Genomic DNA, 15,287 nt, shown 5'->3' on the forward strand with positions numbered 1-15,287 from the left:
TCGGGGGCGTCCTGATCGGGTCTCGTTCAACAACCTACATTCTGACAGGTCCACGGGACTTGTTCAGATGTTCCTTAGAGCTTCGTCATGACCGTGAACAATAAATACGCGAGTTGAATCTTTTGGGATAGACCCTCTTGCTTTTTCTGATGCAGCAGTATTCTGATGCAGCACTTCTTGTGAAAAATCGTACTCGTCATTCCCGATGTCTAGGCGGAGAGAATCGATGAAGGCCAAAGATGGTTCTCCATCCTCGCGCATAAAGACATCGTAATCGCTCTCTGATCCGCCACGAAAGAAGACGCCGTGGTGCAATTTTCTGTCCAGCATTGCGCGTGCGCCAGGAAAATTCTCATCTAGAAACTTATCGATCTGGCGTCGCCAGGCCGCAAAGCGTTCGCGCCCAAAGTCAGAGCCACGCTGCGAGTACGCACTTGCAACATCAGCAACAAGACGATCTTTAAATTTTTCCAGTTGGTCTAGTGCCTGCTGTTTATCCATTTTACGGGAACCTCTCATTGGTAGCTAACGTAGTGTATTCCGCAGAATCTGCGGGATACACTGGATCATGCGGAATACTCTGAACACTGACTCCTCCTGGAGGTGGTTTACAGCCTGGGTTTGCAGGCGTAGAGCTGCTTAAATATCTAAGTATAAAATTTTCGCGAAATCCCGCGAGCTTCAGGTAGACGAACTATAGCTTGCGAGCGAGTAGAGTCCGAGTTCTTCAAAGCATCTTTCGGACTGCGAGCAAGCCGGGTTGTGACCCAATGGCCGCTCTTGTGAATGGTGCTTGCCGTCGGCTTGGGCGAAGCAATTTTGTGACGAGTGGAACCACTGAGAAACTAGGCATGCACTCAGCTCAAAGCATGGACTGCTCCAAGCGCTTACGAAATCCCGGTTCAATGTTTTCTGCGAACGCTACAAAACCCTCTAGTGCCTGGGCTTCTTCTGCACTCAACCTTCCATGGATTTTTCGATGGAACATGGCCCTAATTAGCCTTTTTCGGTCTCTACCAATTGAAATGCTGCCTGAAGGAGTTAGAACAAGACCCGTTACCACCCGTTTGCTTGCTCGCGAGGCCCTTACAACCTTAGCCATATTTAGTTCTATGCGCGGGTATGCTAGGTCACGTAATAACTGCTTGACTACTTCAACGTAGCGATCCAACTTACCTGGCTCCGCCGCAGACAGCGTAATGTCGTCAGCGTACCTGGTGTAGGTTACATGCTCATCGTTTGCAATGTCCCCAAGTAAGCGGTCAAAATCATACATCAGGCTGTTCGACAACATTGGAGAGGTCGGCGCGCCGATACATAATCGAAGAGGGTATTCTCGCCGTGGCATCCAACAGCATGTATGGGCTATGATTTCTCTAGCCGACTCCCCAAGAAAATCAGCGCAGTAATGTTCGAGATGGGTTTGAATATCGTGCTTAACGATAGATGGAAAATAATTCGAAAAATCTAGTTTCAGTAAGTGCCGGCTATCGCGGTGAGCAGTCGCGTTCGCCCTGATTGAAGTGCCAGTCATATAAGCGGTGGCGGCCTCATGGATGGGCAAGCGATCTTTTAAATAGCGAATCAACCAACGCTGAATCGTTTTAACTTCACGGGCCGGCTGAGCGACCTCCCGCATCCCTCCCGATTTTTTAGGAATGTAGAAGACCTTGTACCGCAGCGGAGCGGTTCTTGTGAGCAAAGAAATATGCGAAGGCAATATACCAAGATCCGCTGCCATCTGAAGAATGATATCTGGTTCACGCTGCATGTCGCCCTCGCACCTCTTGAATTGCTCTGAATCGTTTTTTATCTCCTTTCTCGTACTCCGATAGGAGATCTGTGCGGAAGCGCATTAAATCGAATGGACCATCTTGAATGCTAAGGCGGACAAAATGCTGCGGCTCAACGCTGATATAGAACCGTTGATCACCCTTTGGTTCCATCGCTAATAGCTTGACTCGCTCCAGCAAAAATAATGTCTGTTTTAGATTCGTTTCACTGCATTCAATTCCAAGCCCTACGAGCAGTTGACGTAACTCGCGAAGAGTCAATGCCGAACATAGGTTCAAAAGATCGCAAATTAGCAAAGCGATGTCTAGCCATCCACCTGGATTTAACACTCTTTCAGGCATTGCTTGCGAGGCCCTGAATCGAATCGCATCGGCCAGCTCTGTTTGTATTTCTGTGGCGACATCAGGATCAAAAATAGAATATCGGCCCTGTGGTTTTGTCCAGCGATGGCACTCCGCCAGATTCTCGTGCGTCTTTTCAAGATAGTCGATCGGGCCGAGCTTGATAAAGGATCCGCTTTGATAATGATCGGTCTCGATGAATATCAGAAGCTTCTTATTGAACTCTTTGATCGCAGAAAATAGGCCAAGTTCTGCAATGGATCCGGCGCTTTCCAACACGACAACGATTACCGAAGACAGCTCGGCGAGATGTCTTTCAAAAGACACTAAGTCGCGATACGTTGCCTCATGGGACCAGTCCTTGTAGTCCTCCGCAACACGAATTCGTGCTTCAAAAGCGTCGTCCTTTGCCAGTTCACGGTGGATCGCATCTCTAATGGATAGTGGCTTAGCCGACCGGATATCAGTCGGACCTCCGCACAAGAAAATAAAACCCTCGTAAGGCTTTATCCTTGAGGTCGCGAGATTCAGTTTGGCTAAAAGAAGATCTCGCATCGGACAAATTCGCTTAAAAAGCGTTCTTACCTTTAAGATGCTGCGAAAGCGGCTTCGGGTTTTTCGAGTGCTCGCAGGAAAACGCGAAGCCGCTTTCGCAGCTTAAATGCACCCAATTATTGCAAGTCTGGCGAAGCGCCCGACATATCCACGTAACCCTTGACGTAGAAACGCGTAAGAACCGCCAAAGGTTAAATCAGACTACATTTGCTGTCAATCTGAAACGACGTGTTTTGGTGTTGTTTGGCCCGCAATTACTGCTTTGGGTCGATTGCTGCAGATGACATGACCAGTTTGGAGCCAACCTCATGATCCTTCCCGGAAAAGCGTTGCGACTTGTGCTTCTGCTCCAATACCTTGTTCAACAAACGGTGGTTTTCTGAACAGATGAAAATATCGCAATTTTTCTGTCATTTTCAGAAGACGACTGCACCATTCAGCGCGGTTTGAAGCCTCTTGTGCATACGGCTCCTGACAGCCAGATATCAGGACTCCTCTGCACGAAACTCGTCTATGCTCAATACTCGTATGCACCAAAGCGAGATGAGCATGGCGACCGATACCGCACCGATTACCGAGCACGGCGTGGCCACCCTGCCAGAACAGGCATGGGAGCGTGCGCGTCGTCGCGCGGAGATCATTGGGCCGTTGGCGCAGTCGGAGACGGTTGGGCATGAAGCGGCCGACGCGGCAGCCCAGGCATTGGGGCTGTCCCGGCGGCAGGTCTACGTCCTGATCCGCCGTGCCCGGCTAGGATCGGGGCTGGTCACTGACTTGGCTCTTGGGCAGTCGAGCGGTGGCAAAGGTAAAGGCCGCTTGCCGGAGTCGGTCGAACGAATCATCCGCGAGTTACTGCAAAAGCGCTTCCTGACCAAGCAGAAGCGTAGCTTGGCGGCGTTCCACCGCGAAGTTGTGCGGGCGTGCAAGCTGCAAAAGCTGCGGGTGCCGGCGCGCAACACGGTGGCTCTGCGGATCGCCGGCCTCGATCCGCGCGAGGTCACTCACCGCCGGGAAGGACAAGATGCCGCCCGCGACCTGCAAGGTGTTGGTGGTGTTCCGCCACCCGTCTCCGCGCCGCTGGAGCAGGTGCAGATCGACCACACAGTCATCGACCTGATCGTGGTGGACGAGCGCGACCGGCAACCGATTGGCCGTCCATACCTGACCCTCGCCATCGACGTATTCACCCGCTGCGTGGTTGGCATGGTCGTTACGCTGGAAGCCCCGTCCGCCGTCTCGGTCGGCTTGTGCTTGGTGCATGCCGCCTGCGACAAGCGCCCTTGGTTGGAAGGGTTGAACGTAGAGATGGATTGGCCGATGAGCGGCAAGCCCAGACTGCTCTACTTGGACAACGCGGCTGAGTTCAAGAGCGAGGCGCTGCGCCGTGGCTGCGAGCAGCATGGCATCCGGTTGGACTATCGCCCGCTCGGGCAGCCGCACTACGGCGGTATCGTGGAACGGATCATCGGCACGGCGATGCAGATGATCCACGACGAATTGCCGGGGACGACCTTCTCCAATCCTGACCAGCGCGGGGAATACGCCTCCGAGAAGATGGCCGCCCTGACACTGCGCGAGCTGGAGCGCTGGCTCACATTGGCGGTCGGCACCTATCACGGCTCCGTGCACAACGGCCTGCTCCAACCGCCGGCCGCGCGCTGGGCCGAAGCTATCACGCGGACCGGCGTGCCAACCGTCATCACTCGCGCTACGGCTTTTCTGGTCGATTTTCTGCCCATCATCCGCCGCACGCTGACCCGCACCGGCTTCGTCATCGACCACATCCACTACTACGCCGATGCGCTCAAGCCGTGGATAGCTCGGCGGGACCGCTTGCCTGCGTTCCTGATCCGGCGCGACCCGCGCGACATCAGCCGCATATGGGTGCTGGAACCAGAGGGGCAGCACTACCTGGAAATTCCCTACCGTACCTTGTCGCACCCGGCTGTCACCCTCTGGGAACAACGACAGGCGCTGGCGAAATTGCGGCAGCAAGGGCGCGAACAGGTGGATGAGTCGGCGTTGTTCCGCATGATCGGCCAGATGCGCGAAATCGTTACCACTGCGCAGAAAGCCACGCGCAAGGCGCGGCGCGACGCGGATCGACGCCAGCATCTCAAGTCAACGGAACAACCTGTCAAAACCACGCCACCAGCGGACACGGACATGGCAGACCCGCAGGCGGACAACCAGCCACCTGCCAAACCGTTCGACCAGATTGAGGAGTGGTAGCCGTGGAAGAATATCCCATCATCGACTTGTCCCACCTGCTGCCGGCGGCCCAGGGCTTGGCCCGTCTCCCGGCGGACGAACGCATCCATCGCCTTCGCGCCGACCGCTGGATCGGCTATCCGCGAGCAGTCGAGGCGCTGAACCGGCTGGAAATCCTGTATACGTGGCCAAACAAGCAACGCATGCCCAACCTGCTGCTGGTCGGCCCGACCAACAACGGCAAGTCGATGATCGTCGAGAAGTTCCGGCGCACGCATCCGGCCAGAGCCGACGCCGACCAGGAGCACATTCCGGTACTGGTCGTGCAGATGCCATCCGAGCCATCGGTGATCCGCTTCTACGTCGCGCTGCTCGCGGCGATGGGAGCACCATTGCGACCGCGCCCACGGCTGCCGGAAATAGAGCAACTGGCGCTGACACTGCTGCGCAAGCTCGGTGTGCGTTTGCTGGTGATCGACGAGCTGCACAACGTCCTGGCCGGCAACAGCGTCAACCGCCGGGAATTCCTCAACCTGCTGCGCTTCCTCGGCAACGAATTGCGCATCCCGCTGGTCGGTGTGGGCACACGCGACGCCTACCTGGCCATCCGCTCGGATGACCAGTTGGAAAATCGCTTCGAGCCGATGATGCTGCCGGTGTGGGAGGCCAACGACGATTGCTGTTCACTGCTGGCCAGCTTCGCGGCTTCGCTCCCGCTGCGGCGACCTTCGTCGATTGCCACGCTGGACATGGCTCGCTACCTGCTCACGCGCAGCGAGGGCACTATTGGCGAGCTGGCGCACCTATTGATGGCGGCGGCCGTGGCCGCCGTGGAGAGTGGTGAGGAAGCGATCAACCACCGCACGCTCAGCATGGCCGATTACACCGGTCCCAGCGAGCGGCGGCGGCAATTCGAGCGGGAACTGATGTGAAGCCAGCGCCACGCTGGCCACTGCATCCGGCACCCAGGGAAGCCGAAGCCCTGTCGTCGTGGCTCAACCGCGTGGCCCTTTGCTATCACATGGAAGTGTCCGAGCTGCTGGAGCACGATCTTGGTCACGGCCAGGTTGATGACCTGGACACCGCGCCACCACTGGCGCTGCTGGCGATGCTCTCCCAGCGGAGCGGTATCGAGCTGGATCGGCTGCGCTGCATGAGTTTCGCCGGCTGGGTGCCTTGGCTACTGGACAGCCTTGATGATCAGATTCCAGCCGCATTGGAAACCTATGCGTTCCAGCTCTCGGTACTGCTGCCGAGACTCCGCCGTAAGACGCGATCCATCACGAGCTGGCGTGCCTGGCTGCCCACCCAACCGATACACCGCGCCTGTCCGCTCTGCCTGAACGATCCGGAGAACCAAGCCGTACTGCTCGCGTGGAAGCTGCCCCTGATGCTGAGCTGCCCACTGCATGGCTGCTGGCTGGAATCCTATTGGGGCGTGCCAGGGCGGTTTCTCGGCTGGGAGAACGCCGACGCCGAACCGCGCACTGCCAGCGACGCGATTGCGGCGATGGACCAGCGTACCTGGCAGGCACTGACGACCGGCCACGTGGAGTTGCCGTGCCGACGCATCCACGCTGGATTGTGGTTTCGACTGCTACGCACGCTGCTCGATGAGCTGAACACCCCGCTTTCGGCGTGCGGAACCTACGCGGGGTATCTCCGCCAAGTCTGGCAAGGCTGCGGGCATCCGCTGCGTGCTGGGCAAAGTCTGTGGCGACCGTATGAAACCCTGAACCCGGCAATACGGTTGCAGATGCTGGAGGCGGCGGCAACGGCAATCAGCTTGATCGAGGTGAGGGATATCAGCCCGCCAGGCGAGCATGCAAAGCTGTTCTGGTCCGAGCCCCAAACCGGGTTCACCAGTGGTCTGCCGGCGAAACCGCCGAAGCCCGAACCCGTCAATCACTGGCAACGGGCGGTCCAAGCTATCAGTGAGGCGATCATTGAAGCCCGGCACGACCCCGAGACGGCACGCTCGCTGTTCGCGTTGGCTTCCTATGGTCGGCGCGATCCCGCTTCCCTGGAACAGTTGCGCGCCACCTTTGCAAAGGAAGGCATTCCCCCGGAATTTCTGTCACATTACGAGGCTGATGGACCCTTTGCATGTCTTAGACAGAATGACGGGTTAAGTGACAAATTTTGACGACCAGAACTTTCCGGTGCACACTGTCACATAATCGAACGTATATGTGACAGGTACAAGATGCTGATTGGCTACATGCGAGTATCGAAGGCGGATGGCTCCCAGGCGACGGACTTGCAGCGCGATGCGCTGGTCGCGGCCGGTGTTGATCCGGCGCATCTCTATGAAGACCAAGCGTCCGGAAAACGCGAGGATCGTCCCGGTCTGGCGAGCTGTCTGAAGGCACTACGGCCAGGCGACACGTTGGTCGTTTGGAAACTGGATCGGCTCGGGCGCGACCTGCGCCATCTGATCAATACCGTCCATGACCTGACCGGACGCGGCATCGGCCTCAAGGTGCTGACCGGGCACGGCGCGGCCATTGACACCACGACCGCCGCCGGCAAGCTGGTCTTCGGTATCTTCGCCGCGCTGGCCGAGTTCGAGCGCGAGTTGATCGCCGAGCGCACCGTGGCGGGCCTGGCCTCAGCACGGGCACGCGGCCGGAAAGGCGGCCGGCCGTTCAAGATGACCGCCGCCAAGCTGCGGCTGGCGATGGCGGCAATGGGGCAGTCAGAGACCAAGGTCGGCGACCTGTGCCAGGAACTTGGCATCACGCGGCAGACCCTGTATCGGCATATTTCACCCAAGGGCGAGCTACGTCCAGATGGCGAGAAGCTACTCAGCCGAATTTGATGCCGACATGAGGCGACGTAGCGAAAGCGTGGTTTGTCTCAATTTGACGGCGGCGAACCGCAAGCGTTCGGTTCGCCGCTCGTTTCGGTCGCAGTGCTGGCCCGCGCCTGGAAACGTTGATAACACTCCAGCCCGCAGAAGTGCTCGACGTACTCCGCGCCTTCCGGTGTGAAGGCGGCATCGAGCGGAATTTCCTTGCAGCACACGCAGCAACTGGTGGCGGTCGGATCATTTGCATTCATGGTGGCACCCCTCCATTGACTGACGAAGACGGCGAATGCCGCCGCCGGCATCGGCTTTGCGAACAGAAAGCCTTGCCCGCGCTCGAACGCTTGGGCCCTCCGCCGTAGTCCATCCATCCGGCCGGGAAGCGCTCATGATCTTTCCCTGAATGCCCGCAACGCCCGCGCCAGTGACAGAAGAAACAGGCCGGTCAAACCGAGCGCCGTGATGACCCAATACTCGACAAGGAATGCACCGGCGGTTGTGCCGGCCAGCACGGCAGCGAGGATGGACAGGTGGCAGGGGCAAGTCAGCACGGCCAGCGTGCCCCACAGGTAGCCGGTGAACGGTTTGTGCGTCTCGGCCGGCATGCGCTCGGGGCTGTTCATGGCAAACTCTCCGCATGCTGTGCCGGCGCGGTCGGCATGGCGGCCAACTGCACTTCCAGATTGGCCAACGCTTCGCGCCGGCGTTCGACGAACTGACGCAGCACAGCAAGCTGCGCGGCAGTTTCATCGCAGTTCGCCGCATCCAGCGCCCGGCACAGCCGCGCCAATGCGCCGAGGCCGATGCCCGCCTCGAAGGCGGCCCGCACGAAGCACAGTCGCTGCAAGGCGGCGTCATCGAACAGGCCGTAGCCACCCGTGGTGCAGGCGACTGGCCGCAGCAATCCACGCAGCAGGTAATCGCGCACGATATGCACACTCACCCCGGCATCAAAGGCCAACCGGGACACCGTGTAGGCGTTCATCGAACACCTCCTTTTCCTCATCCGGCACAACACGAAAGCTGCTTCACGTCCTTGCTGAAGGTCTGCGCCGCGAGCTTCAACCCCTCGACCATCGTCAGGTAGGGGAACAACTGGTCGGCCAGTTCCTGCACCGTCATGCGGTTGCGAATGGCGAGAACAGCCGTCTGGATCAATTCGCCGGCTTCCGGGGCGACGACCTGCACGCCGATGAGCCGTCCGCTACCTTCCTCGATGACCAGCTTGATAAAGCCGCGTGTGTCGAAGTTGGCAAGCGCACGCGGCACGTTGTCGAGCGTGAGCGTGCGACTGTCGGTTTCGATCCCGTCGTGATGCGCTTCCGCTTCGCTGTAGCCCACGGTTGCTACTTGCGGATCGGTGAACACCACGGCCGGCATCGCGGTTAGATTGATGGCAGCATCCCCTCCGGTCATGTTGATCGCGGCACGGGTGCCGGCCGCTGCCGCCACATAGACGAATTGTGGCTGGTCCGTGCAGTCGCCGGCCGCGTAAATGTGTGGCGTGCTGGTGCGCATGCCCTTGTCGATGACGATGGCACCCTGCGCATTGACGGTGACTCCCGCCGCGTCGAGTGCCAGGCTGCGCGTGTTCGGTGTCCGTCCGGTAGCGACCAGCAGCTTGTCGGCACGTACTTCACCGTGTCCCGTGGTCAGCACGAATTCGCCGTTCACATGCGCGACCTGGCTGGCTTGCGTGTGTTCCAGTACCTTGATCCCTTCGGCACGGAAGGCCGCTGTGACGGCCTCGCCGATGGACGGGTCGTCGCGGAAGAACAGCGTGTTGCGAGCTAGGATCGTGACCTGGCTGCCCAGCCGGGCGAAGGCTTGCGCCAGTTCCAGCGCGACCACCGACGAGCCGATCACGGCTAGGCGTTCGGGAAGGGTGTCGCTGACCAGGGCCTCGGTCGAAGTCCAGTAGGGTGACTCTTTCAGGCCCGGAATCGGCGGCACGGCCGGGCTGGCACCCGTGGCGACTAAGCAGCGGTCGAAAGCTACCACGCGCTCGCCACCATCGTTTAAACGGACGACCAGGCTCTGCTCATCCTTGAAACGCGCCTCACCATGTACAACGGTGATGGCCGGGTTGCCGTCCAGAATGCCTTCGTACTTGGCATGGCGCAGTTCTTCGACGCGCGCCTGCTGCTGGGCCAGTAGTTTGCTGCGGTCAATCGCAGGCACAGTCGCCGCGATACCGCCGTCGAACGGACTTTCCCGACGTAAATGGGCGATGTGGGCGGCGCGAATCATGATCTTGGACGGCACGCAGCCGACGTTGACGCAGGTGCCGCCGATGGTGCCGCGCTCGATCAGCGAGACGTGCGCGCCTTGCTCGACGGCCTTCAGTGCTGCCGCCATTGCCGCGCCACCGCTACCAATGACGACGACCTGCAACGGGCGTTCGTTGCCACTGGGCTTATCAGCGGCCCCTATCCAGCCGCGCATCTTGTCGAGCAGGCCGGCGCGGTTGTCCGTCGGTGGCGCATCGGCAAGCGTTGCCTCGTAGCCCAGTCCGGCCACGGCGGTAGTCAGCGCATCCGATGACGTGCCCGCCTCAATGGCGAGTTGCGCTGTGCCCTTCGGATAGGACACCAGCGCCGATTGCACGCCGGGCACTTTCTCCAAGGCTTCCTTGACGTGAGCCGCGCACGAGTCGCAGGTCATCCCGGTGATTTTCAGGGTGGTCATGTATTTTTCCTTTTCTGTGGTGGCTACGGCTGTTGCCGTCAGCCACGTTGTTCTGGCAATTCACAGCTGTCCGGCCCGCAGCGGCGATGTGCTGGCGAGATGAAATCCCAGACCGACACCCCAACCATCAAGGCCAGGCCGACATAGAGCAGTCCACCGCTCTGCCAGCCGTAAGCCCGCATTAAAAACACCGCTGCCAGCACCAAGATCGGGCCTATCGTGCCGAGCGCCGTGCGTCGCCACTGTCGATGATTGAGCCAAGCGATAGCATTGGCGAGTAACGCGATGCCGGCGAACATCGGCAGCAGGATGCCAATGAATAGCCCCTCGTACTGGCTCAAGAAGCCCAGTCCGATGGCCGCGCCAAAGCTGGCGATGGCAGGAAAACAGGCGGCGCAGCCCATCGCGGAAACGACGCTGCCGAGCGCGCCGGTTTTGCCAGCGATGCGCGTGATGAGTCCCATGTGTCGCTCCCGAGTTCGGTTAACGGATCAGCGTTTGAGGCTGGACGGATAGCCCGCGTCCTCGGTCGCCTTGGTCAACTTCTGGACGTTGGTCTTGGCATCGTCGAAGGTGACGACGGCCTGGCGCTTGTCGAAACTTACGTCGGTCTTGCTCACGCCCTCAACCTTGGAAAGCGCGTGCTTGACAGTGATCGGGCAAGAGGCGCAGGTCATGCCAGGCACGGACAGCGTGACGGTCTGAGTGGCGGCGAACACGGGGGCAACGAAAGCGGCGAGAGCGAGGGAGGCAAACAGCTTTTTCATGATGAACTCCTGATTAGTAGAAAAATGGCATGACGTAGGGAAAACCAAGCGCGACCAAGACCAACACGGCGACGAACCAGAAAATGAGCTTGTAGGTGGTGCGCACTTGCGGAATCGCGCACACCTCGCCCGGCTTGCAGGCTGCGGTCGGTCGGACGATGCGCCGCCAGGCAAAGAACAGTGCAACCAGCGCCGCGCCGATGAAGATCGGCCGATACGGCTCCAATACCGTCAGGTTGCCGATCCAAGCGCCGCTGAACCCCAAGGTGACCAGAACCAGCGGCCCCAGGCAGCAGGCCGAGGCGAGGATGGCAGCCAGCCCGCCGGCGAAGAGCGCCCCGCGCCCGTTTTGTGGTTCAGACATGCGCGTGTCCTTTCGAATTTAAATTGGATAGCGTAACCTTACTTCCGTAGTCATGTACGGAGTCAAGCAATATGGAAAACAATTTGGAAAATCTGACCATCGGCGTTTTCGCCAAGGCGGCCGGGGTCAACGTAGAGACCATCCGGTTCTATCAGCGCAAGGGCTTGTTGCCGGAGCCGGACAAGCCTTACGGCAGCATCCGCCGCTATGGCGAGGCGGATGTAACGCGGGTGCGGTTCGTGAAATCAGCCCAGCGGCTGGGCTTCAGTCTGGATGAAATAGCCGAACTGCTGCGGCTGGAGGATGGCACCCATTGCGAGGAAGCCAGTAGTCTGGCCGAGCACAAGCTCAAGGACGTGCGCGAAAAAATGACTGACTTGGCGCGTATGGAGTCGGTGCTTTCCGAACTTGTGTGTGCCTGCCACCTGCGGCAGGGGAATGTTTCTTGCCCGCTGATTGCTTCACTGCAAGGGAAGAAAGAACCGCGCAGTACCGACGCGGTGTAGCCAAGGGAACTACGCCTAAGCGTGCTTTATTTTCCGTTTTCTGAGGTGACGTCAACCGTCAGAAAAAACCGTGCGGCCGACTTTTGATAATTCGTGCTATCGCCTTCTGAAAATGACAACTTTTCCGCCGTGAAAGTCCCTTGCGAGTGTTAATATAGTCGTCAGGTTTTCAATGTTCTGGTTGTGTTCATGAATCAACGTATTGGATACGCTCGCGTATCGACCGATGACCAGCACCTAGACCTGCAGCGCGATGCGCTGACGCAGGCGGGGTGTGGTGTGATCTACGAAGAAGCGGCCAGCGGCAAGAGTACGGCCCGACCGGAGCTTGAGCAGTGCCGTAAGGCGCTGCGGGCAGGGGATACTTTGGTGGTATGGCGACTGGATCGCCTCGGACGCAGTTTGCCTGACTTGGTGCAGATTGTGTCCGAGCTGGAACAGCGCGGCGTCGGCTTCGAGAGCCTGACAGAGAAGATCGAGACGGGCAGTGCAGCGGGGAAGTTGGTTTTTCATGTATTCGCGGCGCTCGCCGAGTTTGAACGTGGATTGATCCGGGAGCGAACTCAAGCCGGACTAGCTGCCGCCCGTGCTCGTGGTCGTGCAGGTGGCCGTAAGCCTAAGCTGGATGACCAGCAGGTGCGGGAGATCAAGGCGCTTTTGCGCGACCCTGATATGCAAGTGGCAGATGTGGCCCGCAGGTATGGCGTGTCGCGCACCACCCTTTACAAACACGTCGGCGTCATCGCGCCGCGTCAATGAGGATATGGGATGCTCCCAACAATAACCGCAGACAGTGTGCGCAGCAGGGGTGTGCCTGGACTCGCAGTCCCTGTATGCCCGGTCATGGCTGCGACAGAGGCTTTGGCGGCGCAGGGTGGGCATGAGGTTCGAGGAGCTATTTTTACGCGTTCTGAAGTGGTGGACTTCATCCTCGACCTAGTGGGCTATACGCAGGATAAGCCGCTTCACGAAAAGCGGCTTTTGGAACCATCATTCGGTGGTGGCGACTTCTTATTGCCGATCATTCAGCGGCTATTGACCGCATGGCGGGCAGCAAGGCCAAACGGCTCTGCGTTTGATGAACTCGCCGATGCGCTCCGGGCGGTGGAGCTACACCGCGACACCTTTCACGGTACTCAAACTGCTGTGGTCGAGCTGCTTAAGCGCGAGGGGGTCGCTTCAAATGCTGCGGCCGCGTTGGCTGATTGCTGGTTGTCCCAGGGCGATTTCCTGTTGACTCCACAGGAGGGGCAGTTCGATTTCGTAGTGGGCAACCCGCCCTACGTTCGTCAAGAGTTGATCCCAGCGCCATTGCTTGCCGAATACCGCAGCCGTTATCTGACGATGTATGACCGAGCTGATATATACATTCCCTTCATCGAGCGTTCGCTGTCGCTTTTGTCTGATGGTGGCAGCCTCGGCTTCATCTGCGCGGATCGCTGGATGAAGAACCGTTATGGCGGGCCGCTACGCAGCTTTGTAGCCGAGCGGTTTCACCTGAAAATCTATGTCGATATGGTGGATACACCGGCTTTTCATTCAGAGGTGATCGCCTATCCGGCCATCACTATCATCAACCGTGAAGTGCCGGGAGCAACGCGTATCGCTCATCGCCCGGCTATTGATCGGGCGACACTGACCACTCTGACAGGATTGCTCAAGGCTCCCTCGCTGCCGAATGAAGCCGGCCCAGTGCGGGAACTTGCTCGCGTTACCAACGGTGCGGAGCCATGGTTGCTGGAGTCATTTGATCAGATGGAGCTCATTCGCCGTCTGGAAGGAGCTTTCCCTCTGCTTGAAGATGTGGGGTGCAAAGTCGGGATCGGTGTTGCAACCGGCGCTGACAAGGCGTTCATCGGAGATTTCGAGACACTGGATGTTGAGCCAAGCCGGAAGCTACCGCTGGTAACAACCAAGGATATTATGACCGGCGAGGTAGAGTGGCGTGGACAGGGCATCATCAATCCATTTGCCGAGCCAGGCGGGTTGGTCAATCTCGACGATTATCCGCGCCTGCGACGCTACCTTGAGGCCAGACAAGAGGTAATTGCGAGGCGTCATTGTGCCCAGAAAACTCCGGCTAACTGGTATCGCACGATTGATCGCATTACTCCGGCGCTGGCCGCGAGACCGAAGCTCCTGATTCCAGACATAAAGGGTGAGGCGCATATTGTCTTTGAAGGTGGTGAGCTTTATCCCCACCACAACCTCTACTTTGTCACGTCAGGCGACTGGGATTTGCGGGCTTTGCAGGCTGTATTGCTGTCTGCGGTCACTCGCCTGTTCGTCGCAACCTATTCAACAAAAATGCGGGGAGGTTTCTTGCGCTTCCAAGCACAGTACCTGCGACGCATTCGCATTCCGCATTGGACGGAAGTGCCTGAACCATTGCGCCGAGAGCTGGCCGAGGCTGCCATCAAGCGGGACGTGCAAGCTTGCAACCGGGCTGTGTTCAAGCTCTATGGCCTGAGTCACGAAGAAATATCAGCCCTTGGGGGTAATGGAGAATAAATGGCACTCGATCTTGTCGATTACGAACAGAAAGCCCGTGAGGCGGTGAAGGCGTTTTGGGGTAACCGCGAAGCTGCACGGCAAAAGCAGGTAGAGTCTGGTAAGGCTGATCAAGGTGAGCGAGCAGGAGTGACCGCTGGCAAGAATATGGACGGTTTCCTAGCTTTGGTGCGCGATATCATCGAAGCCAATGGGCTTGCTCACGCCGATTTATACCTGAACAAAGGGATGCTGACCCTGCCGGGCTATTTCCGTCCAACGAAGTTGTGGGATCTATTGGTGATCTACAAGGGCGAGCTGATTGCAGCCATCGAGCTAAAAAGCCAGGTAGGCCCATCGTTCAGTAATAACTTCAACAACCGAGCTGAAGAAGCCATCGGAACCGCTCATGATCTATGGACGGCCTTTCGCGAGGAGGCTTTCGGCAAGCAACCTCGCCCCTTTGTAGGGTGGATGATGATGGTTGAGGATGCACCAGAGTCGCGTAAGCCTGTCCGTGATTCGGCACCTCACTTTCCAGTGTTCGAAGAGTTCAAGGGGGCATCCTACCTCAAACGATATGACTTGCTGTGTCAGCGACTAGTGCAGGAACAGCTTTACACCACCGCTGCCGTCATCGCAGCAGAGCGCAGCGCGGTAGATACCGGCGATTTCACGGAGTTTTCGTCGATGACTAGCCTCAGGACATTCGTATCTGCTCTGGCAGGTCACATAGCGGCAGAGGCAGCGCGGTTAGGTTGA

18 protein-coding genes are annotated in these 15,287 nt (G+C 58.5%); 8 read left to right on the plus strand and 10 right to left on the minus strand.

Translation table 11 applies throughout. From position 1 onward, the window contains the following. Positions 1-63: 63 nt before the first annotated feature. From ABS761_RS07465 to ABS761_RS07475, 3 genes are all read right to left on the minus strand, one after another. The gene (locus tag ABS761_RS07465) at positions 64-501 is read right to left on the minus strand and encodes a hypothetical protein (protein WP_350407498.1); all 438 of its coding nucleotides are present in this window, start codon (positions 499-501) and stop codon (positions 64-66) included. Between the two features lie 361 nt (positions 502-862). After that, positions 863-1,771, minus strand: a complete 909-nt coding sequence (locus ABS761_RS07470) for a retron St85 family RNA-directed DNA polymerase (protein ID WP_350407499.1) — start codon at positions 1,769-1,771, stop codon at positions 863-865. Further along, complete coding sequence (locus tag ABS761_RS07475; protein ID WP_350407500.1) at positions 1,761-2,690, minus strand: retron St85 family effector protein; 930 nt, start codon at positions 2,688-2,690, stop codon at positions 1,761-1,763. Before ABS761_RS07475 ends, ABS761_RS07470 begins: the two co-directional genes overlap by 11 nt. Positions 2,691-3,203: 513 nt before the next feature. Between ABS761_RS07475 and ABS761_RS07480 the strand changes: the two genes are divergently transcribed. From ABS761_RS07480 to ABS761_RS07495, 4 genes are read left to right on the plus strand one after another with little or no spacing between them, the layout of a single operon-like run. Next, positions 3,204-4,922, plus strand: coding sequence for a TnsB C-terminal domain-containing protein (locus tag ABS761_RS07480; protein WP_502881398.1), 1,719 nt, complete (start codon positions 3,204-3,206; stop codon positions 4,920-4,922). Between the two features lie 2 nt (positions 4,923-4,924). Then, entirely contained in the window at positions 4,925-5,833 is a 909-nt protein-coding gene (locus tag ABS761_RS07485; protein ID WP_350407502.1) for a TniB family NTP-binding protein, read from the plus strand. Then, complete coding sequence (locus tag ABS761_RS07490) at positions 5,830-7,047, plus strand: TniQ family protein (RefSeq protein ID WP_350407503.1); 1,218 nt, start codon at positions 5,830-5,832, stop codon at positions 7,045-7,047. The genes ABS761_RS07485 and ABS761_RS07490 overlap by 4 nt, the downstream gene beginning before the upstream one ends. 60 nt (positions 7,048-7,107) lie before the next feature. Beyond that, on the plus strand, positions 7,108-7,722 hold the full coding sequence (locus ABS761_RS07495; RefSeq protein ID WP_010981357.1) for a recombinase family protein: 615 nt from the start codon (positions 7,108-7,110) through the stop codon (positions 7,720-7,722). A 38-nt stretch (positions 7,723-7,760) separates the two neighbouring features. Here ABS761_RS07495 and ABS761_RS07500 read toward each other — a convergent pair whose 3' ends face one another. The 7 genes from ABS761_RS07500 to merT all read right to left on the minus strand — a co-directional run bounded on the left by ABS761_RS07500 (position 7,761) and on the right by merT (position 11,529). Continuing rightward, entirely contained in the window at positions 7,761-7,964 is a 204-nt protein-coding gene (locus ABS761_RS07500) for a DUF3330 domain-containing protein (protein WP_005413391.1), read from the minus strand. A gap of 132 nt (positions 7,965-8,096) precedes the next feature. Next, positions 8,097-8,333, minus strand: coding sequence for a broad-spectrum mercury transporter MerE (gene merE, locus ABS761_RS07505; protein WP_005413392.1), 237 nt, complete (start codon positions 8,331-8,333; stop codon positions 8,097-8,099). After that, complete coding sequence (gene merD, locus ABS761_RS07510) at positions 8,330-8,695, minus strand: mercury resistance co-regulator MerD (protein ID WP_005798827.1); 366 nt, start codon at positions 8,693-8,695, stop codon at positions 8,330-8,332. The genes merE and merD overlap by 4 nt, the downstream gene beginning before the upstream one ends. A gap of 17 nt (positions 8,696-8,712) precedes the next feature. Further along, positions 8,713-10,398, minus strand: coding sequence for a mercury(II) reductase (gene merA / locus ABS761_RS07515; protein WP_005798829.1), 1,686 nt, complete (start codon positions 10,396-10,398; stop codon positions 8,713-8,715). Positions 10,399-10,436: 38 nt separating this feature from the next. Continuing rightward, positions 10,437-10,862 (minus strand): organomercurial transporter MerC, encoded by a 426-nt coding sequence (gene merC, locus ABS761_RS07520; protein ID WP_000522996.1) that lies wholly within the window; start codon positions 10,860-10,862, stop codon positions 10,437-10,439. 27 nt (positions 10,863-10,889) lie between these two features. Continuing rightward, positions 10,890-11,165: a mercury resistance system periplasmic binding protein MerP gene (gene merP, locus ABS761_RS07525; protein WP_004178136.1), complete on the minus strand. Its 276-nt coding sequence runs from the start codon at positions 11,163-11,165 to the stop codon at positions 10,890-10,892. 13 nt (positions 11,166-11,178) lie between these two features. Continuing rightward, a complete protein-coding gene (merT, locus tag ABS761_RS07530) occupies positions 11,179-11,529 on the minus strand; it encodes a mercuric ion transporter MerT (RefSeq protein WP_005798838.1) in 351 nt (116 codons plus the stop codon). A gap of 71 nt (positions 11,530-11,600) precedes the next feature. Here merT and merR point away from each other — a divergent pair, with 71 nt between their 5' ends. From merR to ABS761_RS07550, 4 genes are all read left to right on the plus strand, one after another. After that, positions 11,601-12,035, plus strand: coding sequence for a mercury resistance transcriptional regulator MerR (gene merR, locus ABS761_RS07535; protein ID WP_005798840.1), 435 nt, complete (start codon positions 11,601-11,603; stop codon positions 12,033-12,035). A 189-nt stretch (positions 12,036-12,224) separates the two neighbouring features. Beyond that, positions 12,225-12,794, plus strand: a complete 570-nt coding sequence (locus tag ABS761_RS07540; RefSeq protein WP_350407505.1) for a recombinase family protein — start codon at positions 12,225-12,227, stop codon at positions 12,792-12,794. A gap of 84 nt (positions 12,795-12,878) precedes the next feature. Next, the gene (locus ABS761_RS07545; RefSeq protein WP_350407506.1) at positions 12,879-14,546 is read left to right on the plus strand and encodes an Eco57I restriction-modification methylase domain-containing protein; all 1,668 of its coding nucleotides are present in this window, start codon (positions 12,879-12,881) and stop codon (positions 14,544-14,546) included. Then, positions 14,547-15,287, plus strand: coding sequence for a PaeR7I family type II restriction endonuclease (locus ABS761_RS07550; protein ID WP_350407507.1), 741 nt, complete (start codon positions 14,547-14,549; stop codon positions 15,285-15,287). It abuts the gene before it with no gap.

Origin of the sequence: Castellaniella sp. GW247-6E4 (assembly GCF_040276065.1) — a bacterium.
Taxonomy (GTDB): Bacteria; Pseudomonadota; Gammaproteobacteria; order Burkholderiales; family Burkholderiaceae_B; genus Castellaniella.

Bases quoted from the DNA above. Each gene is read 5' to 3' on its own strand.
- ABS761_RS07465 (WP_350407498.1), bottom strand. From the start codon at position 501: ATGGATAAACAGCAGGCACTAGACCAACTGGAAAAATTTAAAGATCGT.
- ABS761_RS07470 (WP_350407499.1), bottom strand. From the start codon at position 1,771: ATGCAGCGTGAACCAGATATCATTCTTCAGATGGCAGCGGATCTTGGT.
- ABS761_RS07475 (WP_350407500.1), bottom strand. From the start codon at position 2,690: ATGCGAGATCTTCTTTTAGCCAAACTGAATCTCGCGACCTCAAGGATA.
- ABS761_RS07480 (WP_502881398.1), top strand. From the start codon at position 3,204: ATGCTCAATACTCGTATGCACCAAAGCGAGATGAGCATGGCGACCGAT.
- ABS761_RS07495 (WP_010981357.1), top strand. From the start codon at position 7,108: ATGCTGATTGGCTACATGCGAGTATCGAAGGCGGATGGCTCCCAGGCG.
- ABS761_RS07500 (WP_005413391.1), bottom strand. From the start codon at position 7,964: ATGAATGCAAATGATCCGACCGCCACCAGTTGCTGCGTGTGCTGCAAG.
- merE (WP_005413392.1), bottom strand. From the start codon at position 8,333: ATGAACAGCCCCGAGCGCATGCCGGCCGAGACGCACAAACCGTTCACC.
- merD (WP_005798827.1), bottom strand. From the start codon at position 8,695: ATGAACGCCTACACGGTGTCCCGGTTGGCCTTTGATGCCGGGGTGAGT.
- merA (WP_005798829.1), bottom strand. From the start codon at position 10,398: ATGACCACCCTGAAAATCACCGGGATGACCTGCGACTCGTGCGCGGCT.
- merC (WP_000522996.1), bottom strand. From the start codon at position 10,862: ATGGGACTCATCACGCGCATCGCTGGCAAAACCGGCGCGCTCGGCAGC.
- merP (WP_004178136.1), bottom strand. From the start codon at position 11,165: ATGAAAAAGCTGTTTGCCTCCCTCGCTCTCGCCGCTTTCGTTGCCCCC.
- merT (WP_005798838.1), bottom strand. From the start codon at position 11,529: ATGTCTGAACCACAAAACGGGCGCGGGGCGCTCTTCGCCGGCGGGCTG.
- merR (WP_005798840.1), top strand. From the start codon at position 11,601: ATGGAAAACAATTTGGAAAATCTGACCATCGGCGTTTTCGCCAAGGCG.
- ABS761_RS07540 (WP_350407505.1), top strand. From the start codon at position 12,225: ATGAATCAACGTATTGGATACGCTCGCGTATCGACCGATGACCAGCAC.
- ABS761_RS07545 (WP_350407506.1), top strand. From the start codon at position 12,879: ATGGCTGCGACAGAGGCTTTGGCGGCGCAGGGTGGGCATGAGGTTCGA.
- ABS761_RS07550 (WP_350407507.1), top strand. From the start codon at position 14,547: ATGGCACTCGATCTTGTCGATTACGAACAGAAAGCCCGTGAGGCGGTG.